Here is a 15,250-nt window from a genome sequence, read left to right on the forward strand (position 1 = left end):
TCACACATCACCTCTCGTGCCCGCGCGCGGTCGGGTATCGCCGTCCGCCTCCGCCTGGCGCGCCCCCGCGGGGGCCGTGTCGTACACGTCGTCGTAGCCGGCGACGTGGACGGCATCCACGACCACCGCGGTGACGTTGTCGCGCCCGCCGTGCAGCAGCGCCTCATGGATCAGTCGCGTCGCCGCCGCGTCGGGGTCGCTCTCCTCGGCGAGGATGTCGCGCAGCCGATCGGCCGGCACCTCGCCGGACAGGCCGTCGGAGCAGACCAGGATGCGATCGCCCGGCTCGGCCGGCACCATCCAGTAGTCGGCCTGGCCTTCGCTTCCCGCCCCGATCGCCCGCGTGATCTCGTTGCGGCGACTGTCGGTGGCGGCATCGGCCCCCGACAGCACGCCGGCATCGAGGAGCTCCTGCACGACCGAGTGGTCGACGCTGATCTGCTCGAGCACGCCCTGCGCGAAGCGGTACGTGCGGGAATCGCCGACGTTGACGGTCAGCCAGTATCCGACCCCGCCGACGTCGGCGACGACGACGCCTGCCAGTGTCGTGCCCGCCGCACGTCCATCGCTGGCGATCGCCTCGACGCGCGAGCGCGCACGACGAAGCGCCGCGCGCATCTGGTCGATGGCGAGGCTCGGACCGCCGACCAGGTGGGCGAACTCGGCCACGACCGCAGCGCTGGCGCGGTCTCCCGCGTCATGCCCGCCCATCCCGTCGGCGACGAGGAAGAGGGGCGCTTGAGCGAGGTACGCGTCTTCGTTGACGCGGCGGCGAAGACCCGTGTGCGACGCCGCGCCGACGCGGACGATGATCGGGGGCTCAGCCGGCGTGGCGTCGATCACGAGGTCACCTCGACGCTCACCTGCCGGTCGCCGAACACGAGCACGTCACCCGCCCGGACCCGGGTGCGCTCCCCCGGCTCTAGCGGGAGCAGGTCGTCGCCGCGGCGCACCGCGACACCGTTGGTGGAGTGCCGGTCGACCACCCACACGGCGCGATCACCGTCGGGGATCAGTTCGAAGTGCGTCTTCGACAGCGACAGGGTCTCGTCGCGGACGGGCGAGATCATCGCCCCCGTCTCGGGGGCGGGATTGCGGCCGAACAGCGTGCGCCCGTAGAGCGCCTGCCGCGTTCCGTCGTCCCACACGAGGCGCGCGAAGGGACGTTCGCCGGTGGAGATCCGTGTCTCATCGACGCTCTCGATCACCCCGCTGCGGCCCGGGACGGGATCCGCGGCGGCGTGCGGTGCGACGGATGCCGGCGGCGGCGCGTCGGACACCTCCACGGTCGGCACGCCCGGAGCGGGAGCGGGGGCGGGCTCATCCAGTCGGTCGGCGTCGCTCACTCCGGGAACGAAGGAGATCACGCCGCTGGCCAGCGGAGTGGTCCGGGCGGGCGCGGGCGCGGGCGGCGACCAGCCGCCGATCTCGGGCGCCTGCCCCACCGGCAGGATCGGGGCGGCCGGCAGCACCGTCGGCGCCAGAGCCGACGCGGGCGAGGTGGGCGCGGCATCCGCGCCCGAATCGGCGGCGGGCGACGGCACGGGCGAGCGGCCGGCGATGTCGGTCATGACGGCCCCCGCGGCGCGGTCGTGCCATCCCCGGTGCCAGGGCGAGGAGTCGAAGAGAGGGGAGAAGTAGCCGACGACGATCGCACCGCCCAACGCCCACACGAGGTTGCGACCGAGCGCGCGGCCGAAGCCGAGGCGCGCGGCCGGCGCGGACGCATCGGCCGCCCCGCCCTCCCACACGAGCCGCAGACCGAGCGCGCGCATGCCGAGCGAACCCGCGCCGGCCTGCATCAGCGTGTAGACGACGAACCAGCCGAGACCGATCAGGTACGCCAGGCCCACGGCCAGCGGCAGGGGCAGCGCCCCTCCGGTGCCGAAGGAGATGCCGGCGAAGACGCCCACGGCGATCAGCAGGACGACCATCCCGATCGCCGCATCGATCAGATAGGCACCGACTCGTCGGCCCAGCTGCGCCGGGCGCCGCACGAGATCCAGATCAGTCATCGGAGGACTCCGTTCCACGAGGGCGGATGCCGCGGCGCACACGAGCGACGACGACGCGGCCGGTGCCCGCGACCGCGTGGCCGGCGGCTTGCCACGACCAGCCGCTGCGGCGCAGTGACCGCACACTCAGCCGCGCGCGCAGCCGCTGCCACACGGTCGTCGATCCACGCATCTGGCCGACGATCTCATCGACCTCGCGCCAGAAGGCGTCGACATCCTCGGGTGCGGGGTCGCCCGGACCGAAGACATCCACATCGGCGCGCGTCGCGAGCTGCGTGACCCGCGGCTCGTCGAAGGTCGAGCCGACGACGAGGGCGCTCTCGGCACGGGTCGCCCCGATCGCCACGGGGGCCCGCAGATCGACGGCCGAATCGACCAGTTCGTCCCAGCCGCCCGAGATGCGGTCGGCGGTGCGCTCCGCGTTGCGCCGGCGCGCACGTCGCACACCCTTGATCACGCCCATCACGATGAACGGCGCCGCCAGCAGCAGGAGGATGCCGAGCGTGAGGCCGCCGTACAGGAGCACCGGTCCGAGCCAGCTGAGGTCTGCGGCCTGTTCCTCGTCCTGGTCGCGGTTCTCCGCGATGGCGGGCGGCAGGTCAGCCGGCTGCTGGGCGGGCGGCGGCGGCTGGAGCACCTGCGGCTTCGGGTTGGCCTTCGGCTTGGTCGACTGGTCGTTGGGCTTGTTGTCCTCATCGGGGGTGGGATCGAACGGAACCCAGCCATAGCCCTGGAAGGCGATCTCCACCCACGCGTGCAGATTGCCGCCGGTGGCGGTGAGCGTCGGCCCGTCCTGCGGGTGCTTCTCGTCGGCGTGCCACCCCATCACGACGCGCGCCGGCATGCCCAGCTGCGTCGCCATGAGGGCCATCGCGACGGCGTACTGCTCATCGTCGCCGACCATCTGGTCGCCGCCGAAGAGCGACGTGATGCGGTTGGCGCCGTGGCCCGACAGGGAGACGATGCCGTCGCCCAGGCCGTGGCTGAAGAACCCCTGCGTGTGCAGGTAGCTCTCCAGGGCTCGCGCCCGCTCGATCGGGGTGTCCGCGCTGGCTGTCGCCTTGGAGGCGATGTCGGCGATCTTCTCCGGGATGCCCGTCTGCTTCGGCATCTTCAGCACCGCGAACGGCACGTCGGCCAGCGCCGTGTCGCTCGGCAGATCGGGGATGAGGGTGTCGATCGTGTACGCATCGCCCGTCGCAAGCCCCGCGGGGGCGACGGCGGTGCCGGTGGCGTCGTTGAAGTGCGTCGTGCGGGCAAGCTCCGATGCCCTCGGGCCGTCGAACGTGAAGTCGCGGACGGCGCCCACATCGGGCACCCACACTCCGCTCAGGTCGCCGATCTCGATGCGCAGCGTCGCCGCGGTGCCGGTCGCACCGGGCGACATGTTCGAGCGGATCGGCGTGAACGCGCTGGAAGAGCCCGCTCCGTCGTCGGACACGTTGTAGACGATGCCGTCGTACGTGTCCATCGTCGCCAGCCGCACGCGGCCGTCCTTGGGCAGTCCCGTCACGGTGAACAGGGTCTTGTCGGCGTCGTCGCGCATGTAGCCGCGGAACGACTGCAGCGGGCTCGGGTAGTCGGTGATGTCGAACGGCGGAACGATGAAGTCGCGAAGGATGTACCGCGGCGGCGTGGCGACCGCGGCGGTGGCGATTCCCGCCGCCGAGGCGACCGCCAGCACGATGCCCCCCGCCACGAGTCGGCGCGTGCGCGAACTGTGCACGGCCGCGGCATCCGAGGCACCTGCCGACTCGACGCGCACGGCGGCACGGTCATGGTCCCACGCGCGGCGCAGCGCGAGCCAGACGGTGCCGGCGACGGCGAAGACGATGCCCTGGACGAGCGGGGCCGCAGGCTGCGCGACACCCAGCAGGATCGTCGCGATCAGCACCGCGAGCGCGGGCAGCAGAGCCCAGGCGCCGTGGCGCGCCCGGAGCGCGAGCGACCCGGTGAGGACTCCGCCGACGAGGGTCAGGATGAAGGGGACCACGAGATGACCATCGGATGCCGCGACCGGCGGCACCGTGGTCAGCAGCTGCTTCCACGACGTGATCGTTCCGAGGGCGAGCTGCTGCAAGGTCTCGAGCGTCGGGATGACGCCGAGCAGCGTCGTGTGCGGCAGCGCGAGCGCACCGCCGAAGACGACGTAGGCGCCGATCGTCGCGCCGGCCAGGCTCAGCACGCCGAGGCGCCACCGCGCCCCCGCCCACGCGAGCGCCAGCCCGAGAGCGAGACCGCCGATGGCGGCGACGAGGTACTGCGGCGAGTCGAAGGTGGGGGCGAACCCGATGATCGACACGGCGAGCAGCAGCGCGGCGGCGGTCAGATCGAGAACGAGAACGCGCGGCTCGCGCGTCGTCTCCGCGCGTGCGGCGGGGCGCGGGAGCCGACGCGGCAGCCGCAGACGCGCGCTCACGAGAGCACCTTCCGCACGGCGCGGGGCAGCTGGTCGAGCGCGCCGACGGTGACGACATCGGCCTCGCCGATGCGCTGAAGCGCCGGCGCATCCGTCCGGGTGTCGGCGACGACCGCGAGCGCGCGCACGCCGAGCGGCAATCGCGAGCACGCGAGGCGGAGCTCGGCCGCGTCGGTGCGCGATCCGGTGACGAGCACGACGACCGCGGCATCCGGTGCATGGGCGGCGATGCCGCCGGCGAGCGCGACGATACCGCCGAGCCGGGCGCGCGCGTGCCCGATCATCGAGAGCTCGTCGAGGAAGCGACGGGAGCTGAGCGAGCGCAGCGGCCCCTGCTGGGTGCGGGCGTCGAGAACGCGCGAGTCCCGCAGGGCGCGCAGACCGATGGAGCCGGCGACCGAGATGGCGAGCTCGAACTCCGCCGCCTCGCGATACTCGTCGGGAAGCGTGGACAGGCCCACCACGAAGTGCGAGCGGCGCGTCTCCTCGTACTGGCGCACCATCACCTCACCGACCCGGGCCGTCGACTTCCAGTGCACGTGGCGCAGGTCGTCGCCGGGCTGGTACTCCCGCAGCGCGTGGAAGGACACGTCGTCGCGCGCGAGGTGCTGCACCGGCAGACCTTCCAGGTCGCGGAGGTGCCCGAGTGACAGGCCGTCCAGCACCGTGGTCTGCGGGTGGACGTACAGGTCGACGGCCTGGCGGCGGTCGTGCGCGCGCTCGAACAGGCCCAGCGGGTCGCCGCGGCGGACGCTGACGGGTCCGACCGAGAGCACGCCGCGTGTCGTCGTCGGAATCGCGAAGACCTCTTCGTGCTCCTCGTCGGGAGCGAGGCGCGGCACCTGGAAGACCCCGCGACCGGCGCCGACGGGCAGGATGACCTCCGAGGGAAGGAGCGTCCGCGGCGTGCGGTTGGCGAGCATGAGCCCGCCGACGGCGCGCTCGCCCACGACGACGCGGGTGCGCGTGAGGTCGAGCCCGATCTCGTACGTCGTGCGGCCGAAGAGGAAGCCGAGGCTGATGATCAGCGTCACCGTGATCACGGCGGCGATGACGAGGAACTCGCGCCAGCCGTAGGCGAAGGCCAGCCACCACACGAGCACGGCGGTCGCGATCAGCACCCACCCGAGCGGCTGCACCACGTCGCCGATCGCCCGCAGCACGCGGACGACGCGGCGGCGCACCGCCTCGATGCGCTCCCGGCGACGCTCGGCCGCGGTCGCCTCACGCGGGGCGACGAGAGGCGCGTCGCCGCCGTCAGGATCACCCCCGGCATCCGGCGTCGGCGGGGTCTGGGCGGCGGGCGTGGTGGCATCCGCGGGCGCGCCGGAGACGTCGCCCCGTCGACGCGCGCGGCGCGACGGGGTGAGAGTGTCCGGTGCCGGCGACATCAGCCGGCGGCCCGCGCGAGGGGTGCCTCCACGGCGGAGACCGCCCGCTGGACGATGCTCTCGGCGGTCGTGCCCGAGAACTCCGCCTCGGGGTCGAGCACGAGGCGGTGCGCCCATACCGGCACGGCGAGGGTCTTCACGTCGTCGGGCACCACGAAGTGGCGACCCTGCGAGGCCGCGTAGACCTTGGCGACGCGCATCATCGAGATCGCTCCGCGCACCGATACACCCAGCCGGGTCGCGTCGGACGCGCGGGTGTGCTCGACGAGCTGCGCTGCGTACCGCGCGACCACGGGGTCGACGTGCACGGTGGCGGCAAGATCGGCCATGTCGGCGACCGCGCTCGTGGTGATGATGGCGCTGAGGGATGCCGAGGGGTTGCGGTCGACCACGCCCGCGAGGATCCGCTCGGTGACGGCGAGAGTGGGGTAGCCGATCGAGGTCTTCAGCATGAAGCGGTCGAGCTGCGCCTCGGGCAGCTTGTACGTGCCCGATTGCTCGATGGGGTTCTGCGTCGCGATCACGAGGAACGGACGGCCCACCTCGTGGGCGACGCCGTCCACCGTGACGCGCGATTCCTCCATGACCTCCAGCAGCGCCGACTGCGTCTTCGGCGAGGCGCGGTTGATCTCGTCGGCGAGCACGATCGAGGAGAACACCGGTCCCCGGTGGAACTCGAACCGGTGGTTCTGCTGGTCGTAGATCGTGACACCCGTGACGTCGGAGGGCAGCAGGTCGGGCGTGAACTGGATGCGGGTGCTCGTGCCCTGGACGGAGGCGGCGATGGCCTTGGCGAGGCTCGTCTTGCCGGTGCCCGGGGCGTCCTCGAGAAGCACGTGTCCCTCGGCGAGCATCGCGGAGAGCACGAGGCCCACCACCTCGCGCTTTCCCAGCAGCGCCTGATCGACGTTGTCGACGAGACGCGCGAAGGTATCGCGGAACCACGCCGCCTGTTCGGGGGTCATGCTCATTCGTTCGTTCCTTGCTGTCGGACTGTCGTTGTCGAGGTCAATTTCGGGGCCACCACTGCTTCTCCGTGTCGACGGAGCCTCCCCAGCCGAGGATGTCGACCCACACGTTGTAGCCGTCGGCGCCGCTGTAGCAGTAGAGCTCGACCGCACCGTCGCGGGGAAGGTCGAACGCGTAGGTGGTGCCGAACTTGTGCGCGCCACCGGAGTCGTTCCAGCACTCGATGCGGTAGTTGCCGGCATCGAAGTTCCGCGTGTTGACGACGAAGTGGTAGCAGCCGTTGACACAGCCGGCGGCTTCGAAGTTGCCGCGGGTGACCCACACCCGCGGCTGCGGGGGCGGCGGCGCATCGACGGTGCGCGTGGAGTCGGACGCCGTGGTGGTCTGACCCGCCGCGCTCGTGCGCACCTCGATGCTGTGCGTCTCGCTGTAGCCGTAACCGCGGGTGAGCGAGCCGTTCGCATCGCGACTGACGAGGCTGCCGTCGATGAGGACCTCGGTCGAGATGTCCCGACCGTTGCGGTTCGGGGACGACCACGAGTACGTGATGTTCGTCCCGGAGGCGTCGGCGCGCGCCGACGGGTTGCCGATCTGGCCGTAGGGCGCGACCGCGTTCGAGTCGTTGGAGGCACCGCTGGCGTAGGTGCTGCCGTCGACGGTCGAGACCGCGCGCACGCGGATGGTGTACGTGCCGTTGTTGTTGACCTGGCCGTTGCCGATCGTGCCGGCGCCGTTGGTACCACCGCCGATCCAGTCGCCGCGCCAGCCGCCGCCGTTCACGGAGTACTGGTACTGGATCTCGTTCGCGCTCGCGCCGTTGCCGGACCCCGCCTGCCACGTCACACCGACCGTGTTGTTGCCCTCGGTGGCGGCGACGCCTGTCGGGGCGGCCGGAGCGGTGACGCCGCGACGCGGTGCGGACTGCGCACTGCGCTCACCCCAGCCGGCCTTGTTCTGGGCGCGGACGTCGAACGTGTAGTCCGTCGTCGACGTGTCGACCTTGACGGCCTGGCTCGTCTGGCTGCCCGAGACGGGAATCGTGTTCACCACGGAGCCGCCGCGCAGGACGCGCAGCTCGTAGCCGGAGATCGCGTCGCCGTTGTTGGCGGGCGCCTTCCAGTCGACCTGGATCTGCGCCTGGGACCCCACGGGCGACAGGAGCGTGGTCGTCGGCGCCGCGGGAGCGTCCGGCTTTCCTGCCGGGACCATCGATGCCGACCAGGGGCTGAACTCGCTCGGATCCGGCGCCTTGTTGTGGGCGCGCACGCGCACCTGGTACGACGCCCCGTTCTCGAGGCCGTCCCAGACGATCGACGTTCCGGTGACACCCGTCTTCTGCACGATGCCCGACGGCGGTGCCGGCGAGATCTCCAGCGTGTACGACGTGACCGGCGAGCCCTCCGAGCGGGGCGGCACCCACGACACGGTGAGGCTGCGGTCGCCGAAGACGAGCGTCGGCGGCGCCGGGGTGTCGGGGCGCACATCGGGGCGTGCAGTCTCCGACGGCAGCGACGGGTCGGACGTGCCGACCTTGTTGCTGGCCGTGACCACGAAGTTGTACTCGACGTTGTTGGTGAGCCCGTCCAGGGTGCACGTGGTCGACGCGCACTGCTTCATGTAGTTGTTCGCCGTCGACGTGACGGTGTACCCGGTGATCGGTGACCCGTTGTCGGTGGGCGGTGTCCACGACAGCACGACGGTGCGGCTCTGGATGCTCGAGACGACCGGGCGACCCGGGGCATCCGGCTTTCCCTGCACCGTGATGCGGATGCGTCCCTCGACCGCGCGGTCGGGATCTCCGGTGGCGTCCATCACGCGGTAGCGCGCGATGACGGTGCCGACGAACGCCTTGTCGCTGGTGACCTCCACCCGGTCGCCCTTGACGGCCACCTGGGCCTGCCCGGTCTCCAGCACCGCGTTCTCGATCTTGAGGGGGGTGTCGGGGAACGGGTTGACGTCGTTGGCGAGCACGGGCACCGACTCGGTCGAGCCCTGGCTCGACTCGGCGATGACGTCGTCGTTGGCGCTGGCCAGCGGCCGCGTCGACGCGGTGACGGTGATCGAGATCGTCGCTTCCGCCGGCGTCGTCGTGCCGTCGTCGGCGGTGACCGTGAGGTCGGCGCGCGTGCCCTTCTTGGTGGATGCCGCGGCCGACACCTTCAGCTGGGTGCCGTCGACCGCGGCGGTGAGTCCGTCGGGCGTGGAGCCCTTGACGGCGAACTTCAGCTTGCCCTGGTCGCCGGGATCGGGATCGGTCGCCAGCGCCGCGAGGTCGAGAACGGCCGCGTCCTCACCGGGCGCGACGTTCATGGAGGCACCCAGCATCGTCGGCGATTGGTTGTCGGGCGGCAGCACCGTGATCGGGATCGTGAGCGTGGCCTTCCGACCCGTCGGATCGTCGGGCCCGTCGCCGTCGGTGACCTCGAAGGTCAGCGCGTCGGAGCCGAAGTAGCGGTCGGCCGAGGTGTAGACGAGCGTCTGCTGGTCCTTGATGAGGTTCGCGCCGTTGGCGTGAATCGCCGATACCCTGGCGGCCTCGGTGATCACGACGGACTTGCCTCCGGCCGCGCGCACGTACTGCGAGAGCGGAAGGGAGATCGTCTCGCCGCTCTTGACCTCGACCGGCTTGGTCGAGATGAGGCTCGGCGGCAGTTCCGACAGCGCCGGCACGCGGATGAACGCGGAGTCGGTGAGGCCGTCGGGGTCGGTGACGGTGTACGTGATGAGCTGGCGCTGGTCGGTGACCTGCACGCGAACCGTGCCGTCCGCGCCCACGCGGGCATTCTCGCCGCCCGCGCCGAGGGTCACCGTGAGGTCGCTCTTGGTGCCGTCGGGATCGTCGTCGTTCTCGAGCACGGCCACATCGGCCGTGGTGCCGTCCTTGACGTCCTCGGCGCGCACACGGTCATCGCGGGCGATGGGACGCTCCAGCGGCACGTTCGGATCGACCGTGATCTGCACGCTCGTCGAGGCGCGCGCACCCCGCGAATCGGTGATGGCGTACTGGAGCGACGTGTTCATCTGCTCGTTCGGAGCGGTGATCAGCAGGTACTTCCCGCTGATGCGCGCCTTCAGGCCGGGAACGTTGTCGGGAATCGTGATCGGGTCGTCCTCGGCGAAGCCGAACTCGTCGCCGTCGGGGTCGGAGTCGTTGGCCAGCACCGGCACCGCGACCTCGCGCCCGGGACGGATCGTCACGGTGTCGCGCACCGCGTAGGGTGCCTGGTTGACCGATGCCGCCGGGGCGATGCCGACCTGCACGGTGGCCGTGGCGTCCTTGCCGAGGCTGTCGCGCACGCGATAGGAGAAGCGATCGACGCCGCTGGAGTCGCCGAAAGCCTCATAGGTGAACGAGTTCGCCCCGGTCTCGACGATGCGACCCTTCTTGGGCGCGTCGGCGATGCCGACCAGCTCGACGGAGTCGCCGTCCTGGTCGATGCCGTCCAGGGGCACGGGGATCGTGACGGTCGAACCGCTCAGCGTCCGCGCGGTGAGGTCGCGCGGCTTCGGCGCGGAGTTGGCCTCGTCGTTGCGCGGCAGGATCTGGATGGTGACGTACCCTGCGTCGCGCTGACCGGTCGAGTCGACAGCCTCGTACGTGACGTAGACGGTCTTGGGGGTGCTGCCGGCGCGGAAGCGGACCTTGTCCTCGGAGACGAACGCCTCGCCGTCGGCGGGGTCGACCAGAGGAGGCACGAGGTCGGGGGCGACGTGCATCGTGTCGCCGTTGGGGTGATAGTCGTTCGCAAGCACCGGAATGGTGACCGTGTCACCGACGCGCACGACGGCCTGGTCGTCGTTGGCGACCGGAGGACGCAGCTTCGCGGGCGGCGGCACCGGGATGACGACGATCTCGCCCTCGGCTGTGCGCGCACCGTTGGAGATCGTGTAGCCGACGCGCACCTGCGTGCTCAACGACCCGACGTCGCTGATGCGCACGGTCTCGTGGCCCAGCACCGCGGCTGCGACACCGGAGCCCGGGACGGAGCTGACCGACTGCACCACGAGAATGCCGCCGGCGGGGTCGGTGTCGTTGGAGAGCACGTTGACGAGCACGTCGCCACCGACAGGCAGCAGAGCGACGTCGCGCACGGCGACGGGCGGCAGGTCCTCGTTGGATGCCGGGAGCACATCGATGCGGACGAGACCCGGCACCGAGTTGGGGCCGGCAGACACCAGGTACTGCGGGTAGTACGTTCCGGGGCTCGACGCCGTGAACGTGAAGGTCTTGTTCGCGAAGTCCGGAACGATCGTCGCGCCCGGAACCTCGTCGACGCGGGTCAGTCGTAGCGGTTCGCTGCCCGAACTCGTGTCGTTCGTGAGCGGGGAGACCGTCACGGTGCGCCCGACCTGCGTGACGACGTGGTCGGAGTTGGTGACCGGAACCGTCGTGCCGAGCGGACGGATGTCGTAGCGCGCGATGCCGGGGCCGTCGGCCGTGCCGTCCGACACGACGATCGGTACGTCCTTGCGGCCCTGGACGCCGCCGATCGCCCGGTACGTGATCTGCCCATCGGGCGTGAAGTCCGCCTCGTCGCCTCCGTCCGCGGCGACATCCTTGAGGAAGATGTCATCGCCGTCGGGGTCGATCCAGTCCGACAGCACGTTGTACGAGGCCGTGCCGCCGGACTCCACGGTGATGGGCGTGGTGCGCTTCTGAACGGGAGCCGCATTCACATCGAACGGGTGCACCGTCACCGTGACGGTCGCGGTGGCTTCGCCGCCACGGCCGTCTTCCACGGTGTAGCGGAAGCTCGTCGAGCCGGTCGCCCCGTCGGGAGCGGTGAACTGCAGAGCGGCCCCGTTGTTGATGGGCTCGACGCTGCCGAACGCGGGCGTCGAGGCGGGTGCGGCGACGAGCACGTCGCCGTCGGCATCCGTGTCGTTATCGAGCACCGGCAGCACCGTCGTGCGGCCGGGTCGCACGCCGTACTGGTCGTCCTGCGCGATCGGTGGCGTGTTCTGGTCGGTGCGCTCGGGGAGCGTGGTCTGCACCGTCTCCTCGGTCGTCTTCTCCTCGTCGTCGCCGTCGCCCTCGGGCGGCGTGATGTCCTGCCAGTTGTCGACGCGCTGCATCGAGTCCGAGGCCATCCACGCGGCACCGCCGAAGACATCGTTGAGGACGACGACGTCGCGGTTGACCCGGAAGTGCAGCACGCTCGTCGACTCGACGCCGGGAACGTCTCGTGCGGCGTCGTCGGCGTCGCCGGGGCAGTCGCGCACGAAGCGCCCGCTGCCCGACCAGGCGCCGTAGGCGCAGCCGGCGACGTACACCGGCTCGGCAGGGGTGCCTTTCGCGCCGCCGGCCTCGATCGTCTGGGGATCGCCGCCACCCGTGGGAATACGCACCAGCGACGTCGGCGTCGCGAGGGTCACGGCGTCGGCCGTGCCCGAGGGCTGCTGCAGCACGGCGTCGCCCGGCACCTGCACGCGCAGCCCGTCGCCGCCGTAGAGCGTGTTGGTGTCGTGGTCGAGCACGTACGGCGTGGTGCCGACGACGGTGATCGACAGGGTGTGGTCGGCCGTCACTCCGGGAAGATCGCGCGACGACTTCTGCACGGTGGTGCCGTCGTCGCCCTGGCCGTACGAACGGACGGTCGCCTCCGACGCGGAGGCGGCGTAGACCGTGCCATCGACGCCGACGGCGATCTTCGCGTTCTTGCCCTCGTCGGCGACGGGCTCGGCGCCCTGGGCCCCGATGCCGCTGATCGCCGTGAACGGGCTCGTCCAGAGTGAACCGGTGGGCTCGATGACCGCGACGGTGTCGGCGCCCATCGCGACGGCGGACCCGGGCTTGAGTTCGGCCGAGTCGGACATGATCACGCGAGCGGGATCGACGGCCGCGATCGACGATGCAGTCGAGTCGACGACGAGCACACGGGTGCCGCTCTGCAGGATGTCGTAGTCGGAGGTGCCGGCGCGCAGTCCGCCATCGAGCACGCGCGAGGAGTGGTTGAAGTGGCCGATCAGCAGGCTGGACTGCTTCGTGACCCACACGCCGCCGTCGTTGAGGTCGACCTCGGTCGTCGGCTTACCCTCGTACGACACCGCGAAGAAGCCGACCACGAGGGCGGCCGCGGTGACCGCGGCGGCAGAAATCAGCGTACGCGGGCGCGCGCGAAGCCACGCAAAGGACTTCATTGTGGGCTCGGCTCCCCTCCGGGCTCGTATTCATTTGCGTGGCGTCGGGACCTGTTGCTGAAGCAGGCGCACACGTCGTGCAGACCCGGATAGCCTACGTCACGAAATCAACGGCTGCGTGGCCTTGCGCATGGGGAGAACTACCCACTATTGGATCGTCCTGCTCCGACGTAGGTGGTCGGATGCGGCCGTGTTCCCGCGAGCATCCGGGCGCGCGCTCACGCGGCGCGATGACACCCCGCGAGGTGATCGTCCACCATGCCGACCGACTGCATGAGTGCGTACATGGTCGTCGATCCCACGAAACGAAAGCCCGCGCTGCGCAGCGCCGTGGAGAGCGCATCGGATGCCGCGGTCACGGCCGGCACCTCGGCGAAGGCGAGCGGCCGCTCGTCCGCCGTCCGCGGAAGCGGCGCGAAAGACCACATGAGCTCGTCGAGCGCGCCCGGCTCCATCTGCCGAACCAGGCGCGCGTTGCCGATGGTCGCGAGGATCTTCGCGCGGTTGCGGATGATCCCGGCATCCGCCATCAGCCGATCGACGTCGCCCTCGTCGAACTCCGCGACCACGGCGGGCTCGAAGTTCGCGAACACCTCGCGGAACCGGGGACGCTTGCGCAGGATCGTGATCCACGACAGCCCCGCCTGGAAGCCCTCGAGGCTCATCTTCTCGAAGAGAGCGCGGTCGCCGTGCAGCGGACGACCCCACTCCTCGTCGTGGTAGCGCCGGTACTCCGCGTCGTCGCCCACCCAGCCACACCGCAGCACGCCATCCGGGCCCTCGCGCAGATCATCCACCCGGTCAGGCTAGCCGTGGGCGCCGACACGGTCGGTGACACCGGTGCGGGCGCCCCGGCCGGCAGCGGATGCGAGGCTCGCGCGCAGCGCCTCCTCCAGGTCACGGTGCGCGAAGACGAACCCCGCCGCGCTCAATCGTTCGGGGACCACCCAGCGGCTCTTCAGCACCAGCTCCGGCTCGGTGCGCAGCACCCACATCGCCGGCTCCAGCATCCAGCGGAAGGCGGGCACTCCGAAGGGCGCGCCGACGATGCGCCGCAGGGTGCGCATGAGTGTGCGGTTGCCGGAGGCCTGCGGCGCGACGACGTTGACGATGCCGGCCAGGTCGTCGCGGGCGATGAGGAAGTGGATCGCTGCGACGACGTCGTCGATGTGCACCCAGCTGAAACGCTGGCGTCCCCGCGTGCGATGGTGAGGCGCGCGACCGTCACCGCTCGGATGTGCCCCGATGCCGCGATAGCGGCGGTGCTGCGGCCACCAGCCGTCGCGCTGCGATCCGCCCAGGCCGACGCGGGCGAGCGTCGCCAGCATGCGGGTGGCGGGGCCATCGCCCAGCACGATCGCCATCCGCAGCGCCACCCGACGCGTGCGCGGCAACTCTCCCGCGAAGAACTCCTCCTCCCACGCGCGCGCGACATCCACCGAGAAGCCTGTGCCGAGCTCGCCGGCGTCCTCGGTGTGCGGCGCGTCGGTGCGGTGGCGATAGATCGTCGCCGTCGACGCATTCAGCCAGACGGCCGGCGGCATGGACGCCGCGGCTACCGCCTCGCGCAGAGCGCGTGTCGTCTCGACGCGGGAGCGCAGGATCTCGTCGCGGTTGCGGTCGGTGTAGCGGCAGTTCACCGACTTCCCCGCGAGGTTCACGACGACGTCGGCCCCGTCGACGGCTCTCGCGAGTGCGGCGTCGTCGCGCCAGGTCACCGCGGCGGAGCGGCCGACGATCGTGACGTCGTCACCGCGAGCGCGCAATGACGCGACGACGGACCTCCCGATGAAGCCGGACGCGCCGGCGACGACAACGCGCCGCGGTGTCTGCTCGTGCACCGGCATCCCCTTTCTGAACGTGTTCAAAAGAGGATACCCTCGACGGCATGAGCTCGTCCAGTGGCCCCTCCGTGTATCAAGCGGTGCTCGGCGCGCGCTTCACCGAGCTCGACCCCCGGCTTCGCGCATACTTCGGCCCGATCCCCGCGGGGACGGTCGGCACCGGCGAGGGCACCTTCGAGGTCGCCGGGGCGACGCGCGCGCTGCCGGTTCCGGAGTCGCGGGCGCGTCATGCTCGACCGCAAGCACGCGGTCGAGGGGGCGATCGTCGACCGACTCGGGCGGCGCGGAGGGCTGGAGGTGCGCCTTACCGGCAGCGGGTGGATGCCGTCGTGCGCCTGCGCGGGATCGGGACGGTGTTCCGCTGCCGCGGCAGCTTCACCTACGAACTCCGCAGAAACGTGCGAACTCCGCACGATGCGGGCGCAATCGTGCGGAGTTCGTGACATTCTGCGGAGTCGGCGGGGCAGGCAG

Annotated in this window: 9 protein-coding genes; 1 reads left to right on the plus strand and 8 read right to left on the minus strand. The window is 71.1% G+C overall.

The features are described from left to right. From HMPREF1529_RS03610 to HMPREF1529_RS03645, 8 genes are all read right to left on the minus strand, one after another. Complete coding sequence (locus HMPREF1529_RS03610; RefSeq protein ID WP_005054481.1) at positions 1-843, minus strand: PP2C family protein-serine/threonine phosphatase; 843 nt, start codon at positions 841-843, stop codon at positions 1-3. Further along, positions 840-2,015, minus strand: coding sequence for an RDD family protein (locus HMPREF1529_RS03615; RefSeq protein WP_016463726.1), 1,176 nt, complete (start codon positions 2,013-2,015; stop codon positions 840-842). The genes HMPREF1529_RS03610 and HMPREF1529_RS03615 overlap by 4 nt, the downstream gene beginning before the upstream one ends. Beyond that, a complete protein-coding gene (locus HMPREF1529_RS03620) occupies positions 2,008-4,434 on the minus strand; it encodes a transglutaminase family protein (protein ID WP_016463727.1) in 2,427 nt (808 codons plus the stop codon). Before HMPREF1529_RS03620 ends, HMPREF1529_RS03615 begins: the two co-directional genes overlap by 8 nt. Beyond that, entirely contained in the window at positions 4,431-5,825 is a 1,395-nt protein-coding gene (locus tag HMPREF1529_RS03625; protein WP_016463728.1) for a DUF58 domain-containing protein, read from the minus strand. The genes HMPREF1529_RS03620 and HMPREF1529_RS03625 overlap by 4 nt, the downstream gene beginning before the upstream one ends. Then, positions 5,825-6,796, minus strand: a complete 972-nt coding sequence (locus HMPREF1529_RS03630) for an AAA family ATPase (RefSeq protein WP_016463729.1) — start codon at positions 6,794-6,796, stop codon at positions 5,825-5,827. Before HMPREF1529_RS03630 ends, HMPREF1529_RS03625 begins: the two co-directional genes overlap by 1 nt. 37 nt (positions 6,797-6,833) lie before the next feature. Continuing rightward, a complete protein-coding gene (locus tag HMPREF1529_RS03635) occupies positions 6,834-12,935 on the minus strand; it encodes an Ig-like domain-containing protein (protein WP_016463730.1) in 6,102 nt (2,033 codons plus the stop codon). Between the two features lie 218 nt (positions 12,936-13,153). Continuing rightward, entirely contained in the window at positions 13,154-13,732 is a 579-nt protein-coding gene (locus tag HMPREF1529_RS03640) for a DNA-3-methyladenine glycosylase I (RefSeq protein WP_016463731.1), read from the minus strand. A 9-nt stretch (positions 13,733-13,741) separates the two neighbouring features. Next, complete coding sequence (locus HMPREF1529_RS03645; protein WP_016463732.1) at positions 13,742-14,782, minus strand: epimerase; 1,041 nt, start codon at positions 14,780-14,782, stop codon at positions 13,742-13,744. Between the two features lie 41 nt (positions 14,783-14,823). Between HMPREF1529_RS03645 and HMPREF1529_RS16040 the strand changes: the two genes are divergently transcribed. After that, a complete protein-coding gene (locus HMPREF1529_RS16040) occupies positions 14,824-15,222 on the plus strand; it encodes a hypothetical protein (protein ID WP_036282688.1) in 399 nt (132 codons plus the stop codon). Positions 15,223-15,250 lie beyond the last annotated feature (28 nt).

Origin of the sequence: Microbacterium sp. oral taxon 186 str. F0373, from assembly GCF_000411455.1 — a bacterium.
Taxonomy (GTDB): Bacteria; Actinomycetota; Actinomycetes; order Actinomycetales; family Microbacteriaceae; genus Microbacterium.

What these genes read in the sequence shown, in the direction of transcription:
- HMPREF1529_RS03615 (WP_016463726.1), bottom strand. Translation starts at nt 2,015, where the DNA reads ATGACTGATCTGGATCTCGTGCGGCGCCCGGCGCAGCTGGGCCGACGA.
- HMPREF1529_RS03625 (WP_016463728.1), bottom strand. Translation starts at nt 5,825, where the DNA reads ATGTCGCCGGCACCGGACACTCTCACCCCGTCGCGCCGCGCGCGTCGA.
- HMPREF1529_RS03630 (WP_016463729.1), bottom strand. Translation starts at nt 6,796, where the DNA reads ATGAGCATGACCCCCGAACAGGCGGCGTGGTTCCGCGATACCTTCGCG.
- HMPREF1529_RS03635 (WP_016463730.1), bottom strand. Translation starts at nt 12,935, where the DNA reads ATGAAGTCCTTTGCGTGGCTTCGCGCGCGCCCGCGTACGCTGATTTCT.
- HMPREF1529_RS03645 (WP_016463732.1), bottom strand. Translation starts at nt 14,782, where the DNA reads ATGCCGGTGCACGAGCAGACACCGCGGCGCGTTGTCGTCGCCGGCGCG.
- HMPREF1529_RS16040 (WP_036282688.1), top strand. Translation starts at nt 14,824, where the DNA reads ATGAGCTCGTCCAGTGGCCCCTCCGTGTATCAAGCGGTGCTCGGCGCG.